This window comes from Citricoccus alkalitolerans (assembly GCF_039528175.1).
GTDB classification, from domain to species: Bacteria; Actinomycetota; Actinomycetes; order Actinomycetales; family Micrococcaceae; genus Citricoccus; species Citricoccus alkalitolerans.
Genome location: NZ_BAAALH010000002.1, coordinates 713,054 through 727,613, shown reverse-complemented (window position 1 = coordinate 727,613; position 14,560 = coordinate 713,054). Strand labels below are relative to the sequence as shown.

General features: G+C 68.1%; 17 protein-coding genes. 5 read left to right on the top strand and 12 right to left on the bottom strand.

The annotated features are described in order from the left end of the window. Nucleotides 1–321: dihydrofolate reductase family protein (locus tag ABD134_RS09235; RefSeq protein WP_425549741.1), on the bottom strand; the 321-nt coding region annotated here is incomplete at its 3' end. Nucleotides 322–425: 104 nt separating this feature from the next. Between ABD134_RS09235 and ABD134_RS09230 the strand changes: the two genes are divergently transcribed. Beyond that, nucleotides 426–1,448: an MsnO8 family LLM class oxidoreductase gene (locus tag ABD134_RS09230; protein ID WP_344228836.1), complete on the top strand. Its 1,023-nt coding sequence runs from the start codon at nt 426–428 to the stop codon at nt 1,446–1,448. Between the two features lie 37 nt (nt 1,449–1,485). On the opposite strand, the gene ABD134_RS09225 is transcribed toward ABD134_RS09230, so the two are convergent. Further along, entirely contained in the window at nt 1,486–1,920 is a 435-nt protein-coding gene (locus ABD134_RS09225) for an OsmC family peroxiredoxin (protein ID WP_344228835.1), read from the bottom strand. Nucleotides 1,921–2,015: 95 nt separating this feature from the next. Here ABD134_RS09225 and ABD134_RS09220 point away from each other — a divergent pair, with 95 nt between their 5' ends. Further along, nucleotides 2,016–2,615, top strand: coding sequence for a hypothetical protein (locus ABD134_RS09220; protein WP_344228833.1), 600 nt, complete (start codon nt 2,016–2,018; stop codon nt 2,613–2,615). Between the two features lie 71 nt (nt 2,616–2,686). Here the strand turns inward: ABD134_RS09220 and ABD134_RS09215 are convergent, their stop codons facing one another. Further along, complete coding sequence (locus ABD134_RS09215; protein WP_344228831.1) at nt 2,687–3,682, bottom strand: NADP-dependent oxidoreductase; 996 nt, start codon at nt 3,680–3,682, stop codon at nt 2,687–2,689. Between the two features lie 363 nt (nt 3,683–4,045). Here ABD134_RS09215 and ABD134_RS09210 point away from each other — a divergent pair, with 363 nt between their 5' ends. Both ABD134_RS09210 and ABD134_RS09205 read left to right on the top strand, forming a co-directional pair. After that, on the top strand, nt 4,046–5,197 hold the full coding sequence (locus ABD134_RS09210) for a ScyD/ScyE family protein (protein ID WP_344228829.1): 1,152 nt from the start codon (nt 4,046–4,048) through the stop codon (nt 5,195–5,197). A 231-nt stretch (nt 5,198–5,428) separates the two neighbouring features. Beyond that, nucleotides 5,429–5,803: an MFS transporter gene (locus ABD134_RS09205; protein ID WP_344228827.1), complete on the top strand. Its 375-nt coding sequence runs from the start codon at nt 5,429–5,431 to the stop codon at nt 5,801–5,803. On the opposite strand, the gene ABD134_RS09200 is transcribed toward ABD134_RS09205, so the two are convergent. The 5 genes from ABD134_RS09200 to dnaB all read right to left on the bottom strand — a co-directional run bounded on the left by ABD134_RS09200 (nt 5,760) and on the right by dnaB (nt 11,256). Then, nucleotides 5,760–7,784 (bottom strand): FAD-dependent oxidoreductase, encoded by a 2,025-nt coding sequence (locus ABD134_RS09200; protein WP_344228825.1) that lies wholly within the window; start codon nt 7,782–7,784, stop codon nt 5,760–5,762. The genes ABD134_RS09205 and ABD134_RS09200 overlap by 44 nt on opposite strands. A gap of 84 nt (nt 7,785–7,868) precedes the next feature. Continuing rightward, nucleotides 7,869–8,690: an SDR family oxidoreductase gene (locus ABD134_RS09195; RefSeq protein ID WP_344228823.1), complete on the bottom strand. Its 822-nt coding sequence runs from the start codon at nt 8,688–8,690 to the stop codon at nt 7,869–7,871. Between the two features lie 8 nt (nt 8,691–8,698). Next, nucleotides 8,699–8,977, bottom strand: coding sequence for a hypothetical protein (locus ABD134_RS09190; RefSeq protein WP_344228821.1), 279 nt, complete (start codon nt 8,975–8,977; stop codon nt 8,699–8,701). An 85-nt stretch (nt 8,978–9,062) separates the two neighbouring features. Continuing rightward, nucleotides 9,063–9,809, bottom strand: coding sequence for a M50 family metallopeptidase (locus tag ABD134_RS09185; protein WP_344228819.1), 747 nt, complete (start codon nt 9,807–9,809; stop codon nt 9,063–9,065). 49 nt (nt 9,810–9,858) lie between these two features. Next, on the bottom strand, nt 9,859–11,256 hold the full coding sequence (gene dnaB / locus ABD134_RS09180) for a replicative DNA helicase (RefSeq protein WP_425549740.1): 1,398 nt from the start codon (nt 11,254–11,256) through the stop codon (nt 9,859–9,861). A gap of 605 nt (nt 11,257–11,861) precedes the next feature. Between dnaB and ABD134_RS09175 the strand changes: the two genes are divergently transcribed. Beyond that, nucleotides 11,862–12,302, top strand: coding sequence for a DUF1801 domain-containing protein (locus ABD134_RS09175; RefSeq protein WP_344228815.1), 441 nt, complete (start codon nt 11,862–11,864; stop codon nt 12,300–12,302). Between the two features lie 134 nt (nt 12,303–12,436). Here ABD134_RS09175 and rplI read toward each other — a convergent pair whose 3' ends face one another. The 4 genes from rplI to rpsF form a co-directional block, all read right to left on the bottom strand. Continuing rightward, nucleotides 12,437–12,901: a 50S ribosomal protein L9 gene (rplI, locus tag ABD134_RS09170; RefSeq protein WP_344228813.1), complete on the bottom strand. Its 465-nt coding sequence runs from the start codon at nt 12,899–12,901 to the stop codon at nt 12,437–12,439. A gap of 31 nt (nt 12,902–12,932) precedes the next feature. After that, nucleotides 12,933–13,172 (bottom strand): 30S ribosomal protein S18, encoded by a 240-nt coding sequence (rpsR, locus tag ABD134_RS09165; RefSeq protein ID WP_010144869.1) that lies wholly within the window; start codon nt 13,170–13,172, stop codon nt 12,933–12,935. 200 nt (nt 13,173–13,372) lie between these two features. Then, entirely contained in the window at nt 13,373–13,951 is a 579-nt protein-coding gene (locus ABD134_RS09160) for a single-stranded DNA-binding protein (protein WP_344228811.1), read from the bottom strand. 88 nt (nt 13,952–14,039) lie between these two features. Beyond that, nucleotides 14,040–14,354, bottom strand: a complete 315-nt coding sequence (gene rpsF, locus ABD134_RS09155) for a 30S ribosomal protein S6 (RefSeq protein WP_115932459.1) — start codon at nt 14,352–14,354, stop codon at nt 14,040–14,042. Between the last annotated feature and the right edge of the window lie 206 nt (nt 14,355–14,560).

Genomic DNA, 14,560 nt, shown 5'->3' with positions numbered 1-14,560 from the left:
GATCTCGGGAAGATGCCGGCCGACGTCGCCGTCGAGGATCCGCACATCCGCTCCGGCCGGAACGGGCAGCTCCCGGGAGGAGAACACGAACACCGGTTTCCGCCCCATGGACGAGGCCCACTTCTCCGGGTGGGCCACGAGGTCCTCGATCGCCAACACCCATTCATAGGTGGTGGAGCCCATCACCATGGCGGCAGCCGAGCCCATGAAGTCCGTGATGTCCGGTTGCTCGCCGGGGATCTCAAACAGCCAGTCCAGAGAATCGTCCTCGGTCGCGAGGAATCCGTTGAGGGTGGCGGCGGTTTCGTAGATGACGGCCATGCCCGCACGGTAGCAAGGGCCCGACGCCGGCCGGCAGGTTCCACCGCGCCGCCGGCCCCTCCGATCCCGGCAATAATTCGTGCGACGATCCCGTTATGCCGGACATGACCTCGCACTCCGCCACCACCCTGCCCGTGTCCCTCCTCGATCGTGCCAACACGGTCGAGGGGGTCAGCGAGGCCGAGGTGCTGCAGGGAGTCATCGCCCGGGCCCAACGGGCGGAGGAGCTGGGATACTCGCGGTTCTGGGTGGCCGAGCACCACGGCGTACCCGGCATCGCCGGCTCCGCCCCCACACTGCTCATGTCCGCCATTGCCGCCGCCACGGACCGGCTTCGCGTGGGCTCAGGCGGGGTCATGCTGCCGAACCACCAGCCCCTGGTCGTTGCTGAGCAGACGGCCACCCTCCAAGCCCTGTTCCCGGGACGCATCGACCTAGGATTGGGCCGCTCCGTGGGCTTCACACCGGCGGTCCGGACAGCGCTGCGCCGGGACACGGATGCCGTACAGCAGTTCCCGCAGGACCTCGCCGAACTGCTGGGGTTCCTCCGTGGCACCGGTCGGTTCACCGCGCGCCCGCAGGACCATGCCGCCACCCCGGTGTTCGTCCTGGCGACCGGGCAGGGGCTGCGCTGGGCCGCGGAGGCCGGGCTGGCCGTCGTCGTGGGCGGACCGTCCCTGTATCAGCGCCACGGTAGGACGGAACATGAGAGCCTCGCCCTCTACCGGCGCGACTTCCGCCCATCGCCGTGGTTCGCGGAACCCTACGTCATCGTCTCGGCGAACCTCGCCGTGGCGGACACCCGAGAGGCCGCGCGAGACCTGGTGTTACCGGAGGCATGGGCGCTGGCCCAAACGAGGGTGAAGGGCGAGTTCCGCGCCCTGGAACCTGCCAGGGCAGTCCGGACGAAGCTGAGCGGCGACGCCGGCTCCGTCACCGACCGCGACCGGCGGCGCGTTCAGGAGAACCTCGCCTCCGGGATTTACGGCACCCCGGGCGAGGTGCGCGCGGCGGTGACGTCCCTGGTGGACTTCACCGGCGCTGACGAGCTGCTCGTGACCGGCGGCATGAGCGATCCGGCCGGCCAGCGCCGCTCGGACGAACTCGTTGCGGGGTTGTTCGCCTGAGAGGGTGATCACGCGTCCCAGGCGATGCTGCCTGACCTCAGGCCAGGGTGGCGTCCACCGTGATGTCCTTGACGCCGGCGAGCGCCTGGGATACCGGGCACTGGTCCTTGGCCTGGTCCGCGATCTTCACGAAGTCCTCGGTGGAGATTCCCTCGACCTGCCCCTTGACGACCAGCACGATGCCGGTGATGCCAACGCCGGCCTCGAAGGTGACGTCCGCGGTGGTCTCCAGGTGGGTGGGGGCGGTGCCGTTCTCCTTCAGCATGTTGGAGAACTGCATGGTGTAGCAGGTGGAATGGGCGGCGGCGAGCAGTTCCTCGGGGTTCGTGGTGGCCCCCGCCTCCTCGGCCCGGGCCTTCCAGTTCACGTCAAAGGTGGCGGCCTTGGACGTCTCGAGGGCGGTGGTGCCGGAACCGGTGAACAGGTCACCGTCCCACTGGGTGCTGGCCTTGCTGACGATCGGACGGGGCATGGAGTTCCTCCTGTGACGTCTGGACGTGCCGGGTGGTCGGACCGGTGACGGTGCCGACGTGGCCACCGTATCGCCACCTGCGCAAGAATGTCAGGGTGTGGTTCTTCCTACTGATCGGCGCGGCATTCCTGATCTGTGGCTGGGGCACCCACGCCAGCTGGAACCGCCGGTGGATCTCCCGCCCGCTCATCTACGCCGGCCACCTCGGACCCGCCATGGTTCCCATGGGCGCCGGCTTCGTCCTGATGGGACTCTCCACTCCCGTGGCTGACCTCTTCGCCACCGGAGTCCCGACGACGGCCAGTGGCATCGCGTGGTCCGTGGGCTTCTTCGGCGGGCTGGCCCTCGTGGTCACCGGCCACTTCATGGGCACCTCGGGCATGCCCGCCCGATGGCGGCCCCGCTGGGTCCGGAGCCTGGAAGGCCTCGCTCCCCGGTCTGGGGACACCGCGCCCGCACCGGGCGATTCGGCGGCGAGCCGGTCCACGGTGGCCACCGGCACGGATCCGTCCTCCGGTCCGACCGGCTACGCTCCGCCTCTCGAACCGATCCCCCAGCGTTCGGTGCAAGCCGTCATCAACGCAGCCTGGGGCGGTGCTCGAGTTCCACCAGGACTGGGGCAGGCCGGCCGAGGCCGGCTCCGGCCTCGGGGGTTTCGACGTGGTGCCCTATCGCTCCGAGGAGCACCTCGGTGAATCCCTGCGGCCTGGGTCACCGAGATCTGAACCGCCGCCTCCGGAACCGCCACCTCCGTCACCCCGCGCCCTCAGCCGGTGACCACCACGTTGCCCACGGGACTGCCGGACTCAACGGCGGCCACCGCCTCCGCCGCCTCCGAGAACGAATAGACGGTGGAGACCACGGGGGTGAAGTATCCCGCGGCCACCAGCTCGGCGACCTGCGAGTAGACCGCGGAGGTACGGCGGCGGGTGACGGGCGCACCGCCGAGCTGCCCGGCCAGGTCGTAGTCGGCCACACTGCGCAGCGGCAGCACGCTCGAACGGCTCGGACCGGACGGTCCCCGCTCTGCCCCTCCCCGCCCGGAACCCCGCCCGGCCCCTCCTGCTCCGCTGACGGCCCGGATGAGTCCGGCGGCTTCGCGCAGGGTCTCACCGCCCACGGTGTCGATCACTCCGTCCACTCCGTCCGTGGCCAGGCCCCGCACCCGCTCGGTCCAGCCGTTCCCCTTGACCACATGCCGCGCGCCCAGTTCCTCGACGATCGACCGCTTGGATTCCGAGGCCACGCCCAGCACAGTCAGTCCGCGGTCCCGGGCCAAGCCGCAAGCAGCCGTTCCCACACCGCCCCCAGCGCCGAGCACCACGAGCGTGGCTCCGTTGGGGAGATCGAGCTCGTCCAGGGCATCGAAGGCGGTGCACACGGACACCGGCAGGGAGGCCGCCTGCTCCGCGGACACCGTCTCGGGCCGCAGTGCCGTGCTGGCCGCACTGAGCAGGACCTGTTCGGCAAACGCACCGGTCCCGGCGGCCGTCGAGCCGAACACCGCGTCTCCGGGACGGAGCCCGGTGACCCCGGGGCCGACGTCGAGCACCTCCCCAGCCGCCTCGCGGCCCATGGGCATGGGGAACCGGACCTCGATCCGATTCCGGCGCAATCCGGAGCGCACCTTGATGTCCGCCGGGTTCACGCCAGCCGCGGCCAGGCGGATCAGCACCTGCCCCTCACCGGGAGTCGGGTCCTCCATCTCGAGGTGGTGCATGACCTCAGGACCGCCGTACTCCGTGTATCCGAAAGCTCGCATGCGGTCATCTAACCAGGTCCCTCCAGTGAACGGAGACCGGTCCGCGCGGTGCCGGTCCCCGATCATGCCCTGGTGGCGCGCCGCCGGGTGAGCAGCCTCGAACCTACCTGGCTCGAACGTACCTGAAATGCGGGCATTTGAGAGCTTGACATCACCTGACATGGTCTGTTGCTGCCGCCGGACCGGGCCCGGTCCGGCGGCGGATTTCCGGGCGGTGGCCGGGGATGGACCGGCCTGCCTTCTCGGCCATACTCTCCTGCTGTTCCCGCGCACTGGAGGCCTCCCCCGGCTCCGCGCGCAGGCACTGGCCCGTCCCGCCCGGGACGGTCCACTCGCAGCCGTTTCACCCTTCGGAGGACCCCCATGCGCACGTCCCGTGCGGCAGCCGCGGCCAGTTGTCTGGCCCTCGCCGTCACCCTCATCGCAGCACCCGCCCAGGCCCATCCGCCCACCCCACCCGCTCCGGAGACGGTGGCACAGGGCCTCGTCGGCCCCCTGTCCGTCGCAGCCGGGCACCACGGTTCGGCCTACGTCACCCAGAGCTTCACGGGCACCCTGTCCAAGGTCAGCAGACGGGGGACTGTCACCACCGTCCACCAGATGCGGCCTCCCGTCAGCGAGGAGATGCCCAACGAACTGGTCGGCATCGACGTGGCTAAGGGCTCCACCTTCCACATCGAGTCTGATTTCGGTCGCGGCCCCACCAGCCACCTCGTCAAGACCTCCGAGCGTGGAAAACGGACCGTGGCCAGCCGGGATTTCATCGCCCACGAGAACCGCAACAACCCCGATCGTCGGCAGACGTACGGGCTGCGCGGGCTGGACGCCACCTGTGCCGCCGAGGTGGCGGTACTCGAGGAGGCCACCGGCCTACCCCTCAATCGCTACCGGGGCATCGTGGAGTCTCACGCCTACCAACTCGATGTCCACGGGAACACCGCCTATGTGGCCGACGCCGCCGCGAACGCGATCCTCAAGGTCGATCTGAAGACCCGGCGCATCTCCACCGTGGCCGTGCTTCCTGCCACCACCATCACGATGACGCCGGAACTGAAGGCCGGCTTCGACGCTCAACTGGGTGCCCCGGAATCGGGCTTGGCCCTGCCGGACTGCGTCGTCGGGGCGGACTACACCGTTGAACCGGTGCCCACGGACGTGCGGGTCGGACGCGATGGGAACCTCTACGTCTCCACGCTCCAGGGCAGCGCTGGCGAGATGGTGCCGATCAGCACGGTGTACCGGGTCAATCCTTGGTCAGGGAAGGCGCGGACCGTGGCCAGCGGCATGCACGGCACCACCGGCCTGGATGTGGACCGGAACGGGGACATCGTGGTGGCCGAGATGTTCGGCGGGGAGGTCTCCGTCATCAGGAAGGGCAGCACATCGGCCAAGACGCTCTTCGCGGCGGAGTCACCCGCTGACGTGTCCTTCGGCGGCTCCACTCTCTATGCCACCACGGGCACCTTCGGTGACGGCGCCCTGGTGACGTTCGAGCGGAAAAGGGGGCGCGGCTGATCCGACTTCGTCGACTGGGCCGGGTTGCGCGGGTCCAGACCCGCAGAGCCCGACCCAGCGGCGGGTCGCGCTGGCGCGGTGTACCGCTGGCACCAGGTACCACTCCCGCCGGAACCACAACGGACAACCCTATGCCCCTATGCCCCTATGCCCGGGTCGCCTCCTTGATCAGTTCCATGACAGCCCTGACCTTGCGCAGCCGTTCCGCCCCCGCTGCTCACCACCGGAACCATGTGGAGCTTCGCCCTCGCCATGATCCTCGGCAATGGCATCGTGCAGGGTCTGCTCTACGGACCGATCGGCGCCTTCGTCGCAGAACAGTTCCCAGGGAAGGTTCGGTACACCGGCGCCTCGCTGGCGTACCAGGGGGCCTCTGTGGTCGGTGCCGGCTTCACCCCGATGATCGCGGCAGGCCTCATGATCGTCGCCGGTGGTTCAGCGGTCCTCGTCGGAGCCTTCTGGGCTGGGATGCTGGTGATCTGCACGATCGCCGTCCTGCTCACCAAGGAATCCAGCCGCAGGGATCTTCTCCGACCGCACGGTCGGCGGCATGACCCCTCCACTACCCCAACGGGATTTCACCGCGCAGCGAATCGAGGTCCCTGACCGGCTCGATCCCCGTCCTCTCGATGAGCTTCCGGGCCGGTCTCACCGATTCCCAGACGTTCCACAGCAGCACGCCCCGGACTGCGCCGATCCGATTGACGTAGTAGATCACACCGGTGGAGTGGTCCGGTTGGCCGTCTTCCCCCACGGCCCAGTCCTCGACCGTCCGGTGGCGCGTGTCCACCTCGCCGACGGCCTCATAGCCGAAGTCGAACAGGTCGGACCAGAAGAACGGCGTGGTGCGGTAGGGGCGGTCCGCCCCGGCCATGTTGCGCCCGGCCACCGTGCCCATGGTCTCGGCCGCGGCCGCGTGCTCCACCCGGCGGACCCCCAGCAGCCGGTCCGGGTAACGGGCCACATCTCCCGCCGCGTAGATGCTGTGCGCACCGGTCCGCAAGTGGTCGTCCACCAGGATCCCGTCGTCCACCGCGAGCCCGGCGGCTCGGGCCAATTCGGTGCGCGGAGACACGCCCACCCCGACGACGGCCGCGTCCGCCGTGATCTCCGTCCCGTCCTCGAGGCGGACGGTCACCCCCTTGCGCCGGGTGGAGCCGCCGGCGAGCCTCCCGACCACCAGTTCGACACCGCGGTCACTGAACTCCCGGGTGACCGTCTGGGCCAACGAGTCCGGGAACAGGTGGGCCAGCAACGGAACGTAGGCGACCACGAAGGTGACCCGGACCCCGTTCTGAGTCAGCACGGCCGCGAGCTCGGTTCCGATGTACCCACCACCCACCACGACCACGTGCGCCCGGGCTCGGGCGAGCTCGCGCAGCCGCCGGAAGTCGTCCACGGTCCGGTAGTAGAGGACCCGCGAGCCGGGTTCGAGCCCGGTCAGACGGGGCGCCGCCCCGGTGGCCAGCAGGAGCTTGCCGTAGCGGACCCGCTGCCCGCCGTCGAGGACGAGTGAGCGGTCGTCCGGGGTCAGGGACGTCACCGCGGTGCCGAGGTGAAGCTCGGTGCTCTCATCCGGGGTCTTCGCCGCACCGGGCGCCTCGGAGAGCATGAGCGATTCCTCCAGGCTGGCGTCCTCCTTCAGCCACAAGGTCTTGGAGAGGTCCGGGCGGTACACCGGGGCGGAGGGATCCTCGCCGAACACCCCGATGCTCCCGGCCTGGTCCTCGGCCCGGATGCCGTCGATGGCCTTGGCGGCCGCCATCCCCGCGCCGACGATCACGTAGTCGTAGGCATCCCGGACGGCGTGCGGCCGGGTGCCGGCCAGCCACTGCTCCAGCGTGACCTCGTCCACGAGTCCGTCCTCCGGGATGAGCCCGCCCGAGGCGATGGCACGGCCGAACAGGGGCGCCTCCAGGATCCTCTTCGGGCTCTTGCCACCGAGGGAACCCCGCACCGCCAGCATCTTCCGGGCCACGTCGGCCGCCGTGGCGATCTCCGGTCCGCGGATGGCGACCTCCCGCACCTCGTGCCCGGTCCGTCCGTCTGGCTTCCGGGCCACCTCATCAGCCACGAGCCGGGCCACGGAGGCCGCGGAGACGGCTGCCATGCGCATCGTCGGGAGGACGGCGACCGGGCCCACGGTGGTCCGCCGGAGGATGGTGGGGACCAGCTCGAACCACTGCGTCGAATGGATGATGGTCACGGGCAGTCCCGAGGAACGGTAGGCGTGCTCCTGCGCCGCCTTGCCACGGTAATACCCGTACGCCTTGTTCACGGCCGGATCGGCCGCCCCCGCGATCGAGACGCAGACCAGCCGCCCGACGCCGGCCCGGCGGGCCGCCGCGCAGACGTTGCCGGCCGTCGTCGCGAAGTACTCGATCGCAGCGGCGGCGCTCAGGGTCTCCCGGTTCAGCGCATCCACCACGGCATCCGCACCGGCGAGTGCCGCCTCGAGCCCCTCGCCCGTCACCGCGTCCACCCCGGAGCTCCGGCTGGCAGCGAGGACCTCATGGCCGAACTCGCGTAGGCGCGCGGTGATGAGTGTTCCGATGGTTCCGGTGGCCCCAAGGACGACGACCTTCATGGTCCGCATGGTAGGTGCGCGGACCCCTCGGATGTCAGGTCCCGTCGCCGTGCATGCGCACACGTCGGGGAAGGCTCGACCGTGTCACGGTCGGCGCCAGTCCTCGCTGTCCAGGTGCGAGCCGGCCATCGGACCCATGGTGAGCATGCCGCCGTCGACAGCCCAGGACGCACCGGTGACATAGCCGGCGTCGGGGCCGCACAGGAAGGCCACGGTCGCCGCCACCTCCCGGGCGTCGCCGGGGCGAGCGACGGGGATGCCGGGGCGGCGCTTGTCCTGCACCACGGACTCATCCTCCTGGCCCGTCATCGGGGTGGCGATCTCTCCCGGGGCCACGGCGTTCACCGTGATGCCGTACTCCGCCAGTTCCAGGGCAGCGACCTTGACCATCAGGCCCAGTCCCCCTTTGGCAGCACAGTACGGTCCGGCCCCCACGCGGGGTGCGTGCTCATGGACCGAGGTGATGGCGACGATGCGCCCGGCGGTCCCGTCCGCCACCATCCGCCGCGCGGCCGCCTGCAGGCAGCAGAAGGCACCGTCGAGGTCCACCCGCAGGACGTGCTGCCACGTCTCGAGGTCCAGGTCCAGCAGACGGGTCGCCGTACCAGTGCCGGAACACAGAACGAGCGCATCCACCCCACCCATCGTCTCGGCCAGGTCGTCCACCAATGCAGTCCCGTGGGTGGGGTCAGTCAGATCCAGGTGGCGGACGTGAGCCGTCCCGCCAGCGGCCTCCACCTCCTGGGCAGTGGCCTCAGCCCCGTCCCGGTCCTCATGCCAGGTGAGGCCCACCTGGCGCCCCGTCGTCGCCAGGGCTACCGCGGTTGCCTTCCCGATGCCGGAATCCGCACCGGAGATGATGATGCGCCGGGGTTCGAAGGCCGGCGCCCGTTCGGCCGAGGCCATGGCCGGCATCATCGGGAGACCAGCTTGAAGAACGTGCTGTCGCCACCGTCGGCCTTCTGTTGCTGGTAGAGGAACGCCAGCCCTTCCCGGTCGAACTTGTCGAACCAGTCGCTCCAGTCGATGTGCTCTAGTTCATCCTCATCGGCACCACCGGGGAAGTCGATGCGCAGCACCCCCGCCTCTGCAGAACCTTCGGTGCCTTTGACACTGGCGGGCCTGCCGTCGTGTTCCTCCACCCAGCGGCGGATCTCTTCGTGGTCGGTGGTCGTGGTACTCGTCGATGCCATGGTGTGCCTCCCAAGCCGGATTGTCTTCGGGGTGTGCCCCGCGTGGGTCAACCGTGGAGCGCCATGGCCGGGGCCGTCAACACCTCTACGGCTGCACAGGCCACAGCATCCATCCGCCGGCCGCGAGGCAGCCGACGCAGACGAGCCAGAACACTCCCGTCCATACAGCGGCCGGGACGTGTGTCAGGCGGGACAGTTGGTCGACATCGCTGGCCAGGCCGCCCGCGTAACCGCCTCGGCCACCGGCTGCGCGGCGCATCCGGCGCCGCTGCCGCTGCAGCTCCACCACGGAGCGGGGGGCCCCCAGAAGCAAGGAGAAGACCACCAGGTGTGCGGCGGCCACCAGGACGACGGGCGAGGCGAGCCAGGACAACACCCCCACGGCCACGCCGGTCGCCAGCACCACCCACAGCCCATAGAGATTGCGGATCATCAGCAGCATCAACGCACAGGTCAGGACGAGCAGCCACAGCCATCCGGCGGCATAGCCGGCCCCTACGAGCCAGGCACCCGCCAGGCCCACGAGCGCAGGAGCCGGATAGCCGGCCGCCAGGGTCAGCACCATCCCGAGCCCACGCGGCCTACCTCGGGAAAGAGTCACCCCGGAGGTGTCGGAATGCAGCCGGATGCCACTGAGCCGACGGCCTGCGAGCACGGCCACCAACGCGTGTCCGGCCTCGTGCACCAGGGTCACCACGTGCCGCACCACACGGTAGCCGGGCGGGGTCCAGGCCAGAACCAGCGCGACGCCGGCCATCGCCAGCGCGATGGGCCAGTCCAGGGGAGCGTGGGCGGCGGTGGCCCGCGTCCAGAGATCCGCTATCAGTTCCATCGGCGGGTCCATCAGCGGCGTGAGGGGCACGGAGGTGCCGTGGGCACCGTCAGAACCCGCCGGCGTCGGGAGCCATGTTGGAGAACCGTGAGTAGTGACCCTGGAAGCCGAGCACGATGGTCTTGGTGGGGCCGTTGCGGTGCTTGGCCACGATCAGGTCCGCCTCGCCCGCGCGAGGGGACTCCTTGTCATAGATGTCCTCGCGGTGCAGCAGGATGACCATGTCCGCGTCCTGCTCGATCGAGCCCGATTCACGCAGGTCGGACACCTGCGGCTTCTTGTCCGTCCGCTGCTCTGAACCACGATTCAGCTGGGACAGTGCGATCACCGGGACCTCAAGCTCCTTCGCCAGCAGCTTCAGGGCACGGGAGAACTCGGCGACCTCCTGCTGGCGTGACTCGACCTTCTTGCCGGAGCTCATCAGCTGCAGGTAGTCGAGGATCACGAGCTTGAGGTCGTGCTTCTGCTTCAGGCGGCGGCATTTGGCACGGATCTCCATCATGGACATGTTCGGGGAGTCGTCGATGAAGAAGGGGGAGTCATTGAGCCGACCGACGGTGGCGGCGATCTTGGACCACTGCTCGTCCCGGATGGTGCCCTTGCGCAAATCCTGCAACGCTATGGTGGCCTCGGCGGAGAGCAAGCGCATCGCGATCTCGTTCTTACCCATCTCGAGGGAGAAGAACACGGACGTCATGTTGTTCTTGATGGCGGCGGCACGCGCGAAGTCCAGGGCAAGCGTGGACTTGCCGACGGCGGGTCGGGCGGCGATGACGATCATCTGGCCGCCGTGCAGGCCCTGGGTCAGTTCATCGAACTCATAGAAGCCGGTGGGGACACCGGTCATGCCCTCGCCTTGGGACCCCGCGGCCTCGATCTCGTCCACCGTGTGTTCGAGGATCCCGGACAGCGCTACATAGTCCTCGGACTGACGGGTCTCGGCGACCTTGTAGATCTCAGCTTGGGCCTCGTTGACGATCTCCTCGACCTCGCCGTCCTGGCCGTAACCCATCTGGACGATCTTGGTGCCGGCCTGGACCAGGCGGCGGAGCACGCCCTTCTCACGCACGATCTCGGCGTAGAAGCCGGCATTGGCCGCGGTGGGGACCGATTGGATGAGTTCGTGGAGGACGGCCGGCCCCCCGATGCGCGAGAGTTCCTGCCGTTTGTTGAGGAGGTCCGCCACCGTGACGGCGTCAGCGGGCTCACCACGGCCATAGAGGTCGATGACCGCCTCGTAGATCATCTCGTGGGCCGGCTTGTAGAAGTCGTTGCCCCGCAGCAGTTCCACGACGTCCGCGATGGCGTCCTTGGAGAGCATCATGCCCCCGAGCACGGATTGCTCGGCTACCAGGTCCTGTGGCGGAAGGAGGTGTGCCCGCGAGCCGCCGGTGCCGTCGGTGGAATCAAAATCCTCTGATGCCAAGTACTCGATTCCCTTTCCCATACCGGACGGCCCGGCAAACTCCTCGCGGTGCGAATTTCCCCAGAGGAACCCGCCGCACCGGTTACCCCGAAGCGGCGGATTCCGCAGACGATGTAGTGCCGGATGTGCGCCGTGAACCCCAGCCAATACCCGGCTCCGCCTGAAGGGGATACCAGGAGACACTACTCGCCGGTCGCCCCTGCCTCAACCAGGTCATCCACATAGTCTGTGGATAACGTGTGGATTCAGCGGCGTGTTGTGTGCACAGCGTGGGGACAACTCCGGGGAAAGGTCTGTGCATTCCACACCAATTCCGGTCTGACATCGTGTTTTATAAACTGGAGGCTGTGGATAGAAAAGAATTTGCTTGGGGATTACGGGTGGCGATCTAGCACCGCCAGCGGCACCGGTGCAACCTCGAGGCCGTGCTCTTCAGAGTTATCCACAGCTTGTCCACATGGTTTGTATCCGTGGTTGTATGCTCCGATACCGCTCATTCCGGCCGCCCGAGGAACCTGTTGACTCCCGCGTTGTCACATCCGTCACGCCCAGTCCTCGCTCAGTCTCTACTGGCCTACCGGTGCTTTCACATTCCCTCCCTCTGTAGGGACTGGGAGGATAGACGCATGGCCCGCTATGAGAACAAGACGAAACCCACGCAGACTCCCGTCGAGGAGTTCATCGCACAGGTGGAACATCCCGTCCGCCGTGCCGATGCCCGGGTCTTGGACGAGATGTTCCGAGGTGTCACCGGAGAGGTGCCCGTGATGTGGGGCCCGACCATGGTCGGCTACGGCAGCTACCACTACGAGTACGAGTCTGGGCACCGAGGTGATGCCCTTGCCGTTGGCTTCGCCCCGCGCAAGGCCAGCCAGTCCCTGTACGGACTCCTGATGCAACCCGAAGCCCCCGAGTTGCTGTCCAGGCTCGGCAAGCACCAGGCCGGCAAGGGCTGCCTCTACATCAATACCCTGGCGGACGTGGACGTGCAGGTATTGGAGCAGCTCATGCAGACGGGCTACCGCCACATGACAGAGGTCGTCGATCAACCCCGCAACGAGGGCTGAGCAGAGCGGGGTCACGGGAGCGGCGACGGTCCCGGTTAAATGCCGCGGCCGGTCGGTTCCCTGGGGGATCCGACCGGCCGCGGTGCTGAGGACCAAGGTCGACTAGAGAGTCAGTCCTTCAGTCACTTCTGCAGCTACTTCTTCTTCGTCTTGGCTCCGACGACGTCCAGGTCGATCACGGCCAGGACATCCTCGTGCAGACGTGCGTGAGCCTGGAACCGGCCGGTCGCCTTGATGGCGGACGGCAGGGTCACGACGCGCTTGTCGATGCTGCCGCGGCCAGCGGCCGCGACGGCGTCAGCCACGTCTGCGGCCTTGACGGCGCCGAACAGGCGGCCGCCCTCACCGGCGGTGACCTCGAGCTTGACCGCGGACGCCTGGAGCTGTGCAGCCAGGGCCTGGGCCTCCTCGAGGGACTTCACGGCGCGGATCTGGCGGGCCGTCTTGATCGACTCGACCTGCTTCTCCCCGCCCTTGGTCCACGGGGTCGCGAAACCGCGCGGCAGCAGGTAGTTGCGGGCGTAGCCGTTCTTGACGTCGACGACGTCACCGGCGGAGCCCAGGCCAGTCACTTCCTGGGTCAGAATGAGCTTTGCCATCTGGTATCTGTTCCTTCCTCGACTCGGTCGATCAGCCGCGGCCAGCGCCGGAGTAAGGAAGCAGGGCTACCTCACGGGCGTTCTTGATGGCCTGGGCGATCTTGCGCTGCTCCTGCACGGTCACGCCGGTCACGCGACGCGCGCGGATCTTGCCGCGGTCGGAGATGAACTTGCGCAGCAGTGCAACGTCCTTGTAGTCGATGACGGTGATGTCAGCGGCCTTCAGGGGGTTGGACTTTGGTTTGGGCTTACGGATTTCAGCCTTCGCCATCGTGGTGCTCCTTCGATATTCGGGAGCCCGCAGAACGGTTCTGCGGGATGGGATCGCAGGTGGCGAGCCACCTGCTGTGCCGTGCGGGAAACGGTTCCCGACGACGTCCGGCAGTCAGTGCCCGAGGGCACCGGAGGCCGGTGGCGGGCCTGGTGGACACCAGTCCCTGGATGATGCGGTGTGGGGTGGGGAGTCCGGGATCAGAACGGAGGTTCGTCGTTGCCCGGGGTCTCCCAGGATCCGGCAGAGGTGGAGGGACCACCCCATGGATCGCCCTGCTGGCCGCCTCCGGCGCCCCAACCGGCGTTGCCGCCGCCCTGGCCACCGGGGTTGGCCCCCTGGTTGAAACCGCCGCCACCCTGGCCGCCGCCGAAGCCACCACCGGAGTTGCCACCGAAGCCGCCCCCGCCGGAGCGGTTGGACTTGGTGACCTTGGCGGTGGCGTAGCGCAGTGAGGGGCCGATCTCATCGACGTCCAGCTCGTACGACGTACGCTTCTCGCCCTCACGGGTCTCATAACTCCGGGCCTTCAGCCGGCCCTGGGCGACCACGCGGGTGCCCTTGGTCAGCGATTCGGCCACGTTCTCCGCCGCCTCGCGCCAGATCGACGCGCGGAGGAACAGGGTCTCCCCGTCCTTCCACTCGTTGGACTGGCGGTCGAACGTCCGAGGCGTGGAGGCGATGGTGAAGTTCGCCACGGCAGCACCCGAGGGGGTGAACCGCAGTTCCGGGTCGGACGTCAGGTTTCCAACAACGGTGATGACGGTTTCTCCGGCCATGATGCCTCCTGTAGTGCCTTACGTCCGTGCCGTTCGGCGGTGATATCGGCGTGGGTGTGCGGCTTCCCAGGGGATGCCAACACGGGAATTACTCTGCGGTCTCCGCGGAGATCTTCTGCTCTTCCGGGCGAGTGATCTTGGTGCGGAGGATGGTCTCGTTCAGACCCAGCAGTCGGTCCAGTTCCTTGGAGGTCTCCGGGGAGCTGGTGAAGTTGATGACCGCGTAGATGGCCTCAGCCTTCTTCTGGATCTCGTAGGACAGGCGACGCCGGCCCCAGAGATCGAACTTGTCCACGGAGCCGCCGTCCTTGGTGACGACCTCCAGGTACTTCTGCAGGGTCGGTTCAACGGTGCGCTCATCCACTTCGGGATCAACCAGCACCATCAGTTCATATGCACGCATGCGAACCCACCTCCTTTGGGCTGACGGTCACGGTACTTCCGTAACAGGAGGTTCTGTGCGATGGATCTGCGCGGAGTCCGTCATGGGACGGCACGCAGAAAACCTTGTCTATCCTACCCTGTGCCCGCTCGGGCCGCGAACCGGAATCGAAGCGGATCGATCCCAGTCTCATCCGCTTCCGCTCGCCGGCACCAGCCCCGGCCACA

Bases quoted from the DNA above. Each gene is read 5' to 3' on its own strand.
- ABD134_RS09230 (WP_344228836.1), top strand. From the start codon at position 426: ATGACCTCGCACTCCGCCACCACCCTGCCCGTGTCCCTCCTCGATCGT.
- ABD134_RS09225 (WP_344228835.1), bottom strand. From the start codon at position 1,920: ATGCCCCGTCCGATCGTCAGCAAGGCCAGCACCCAGTGGGACGGTGAC.
- ABD134_RS09215 (WP_344228831.1), bottom strand. From the start codon at position 3,682: ATGCGAGCTTTCGGATACACGGAGTACGGCGGTCCTGAGGTCATGCAC.
- ABD134_RS09210 (WP_344228829.1), top strand. From the start codon at position 4,046: ATGCGCACGTCCCGTGCGGCAGCCGCGGCCAGTTGTCTGGCCCTCGCC.
- ABD134_RS09205 (WP_344228827.1), top strand. From the start codon at position 5,429: ATGTGGAGCTTCGCCCTCGCCATGATCCTCGGCAATGGCATCGTGCAG.
- ABD134_RS09200 (WP_344228825.1), bottom strand. From the start codon at position 7,784: ATGAAGGTCGTCGTCCTTGGGGCCACCGGAACCATCGGAACACTCATC.
- ABD134_RS09195 (WP_344228823.1), bottom strand. From the start codon at position 8,690: ATGGCCTCGGCCGAACGGGCGCCGGCCTTCGAACCCCGGCGCATCATC.
- ABD134_RS09190 (WP_344228821.1), bottom strand. From the start codon at position 8,977: ATGGCATCGACGAGTACCACGACCACCGACCACGAAGAGATCCGCCGC.
- ABD134_RS09185 (WP_344228819.1), bottom strand. From the start codon at position 9,809: ATGGAACTGATAGCGGATCTCTGGACGCGGGCCACCGCCGCCCACGCT.
- dnaB (WP_425549740.1), bottom strand. From the start codon at position 11,256: ATGGGAAAGGGAATCGAGTACTTGGCATCAGAGGATTTTGATTCCACC.
- ABD134_RS09175 (WP_344228815.1), top strand. From the start codon at position 11,862: ATGGCCCGCTATGAGAACAAGACGAAACCCACGCAGACTCCCGTCGAG.
- rplI (WP_344228813.1), bottom strand. From the start codon at position 12,901: ATGGCAAAGCTCATTCTGACCCAGGAAGTGACTGGCCTGGGCTCCGCC.
- rpsR (WP_010144869.1), bottom strand. From the start codon at position 13,172: ATGGCGAAGGCTGAAATCCGTAAGCCCAAACCAAAGTCCAACCCCCTG.
- ABD134_RS09160 (WP_344228811.1), bottom strand. From the start codon at position 13,951: ATGGCCGGAGAAACCGTCATCACCGTTGTTGGAAACCTGACGTCCGAC.
- rpsF (WP_115932459.1), bottom strand. From the start codon at position 14,354: ATGCGTGCATATGAACTGATGGTGCTGGTTGATCCCGAAGTGGATGAG.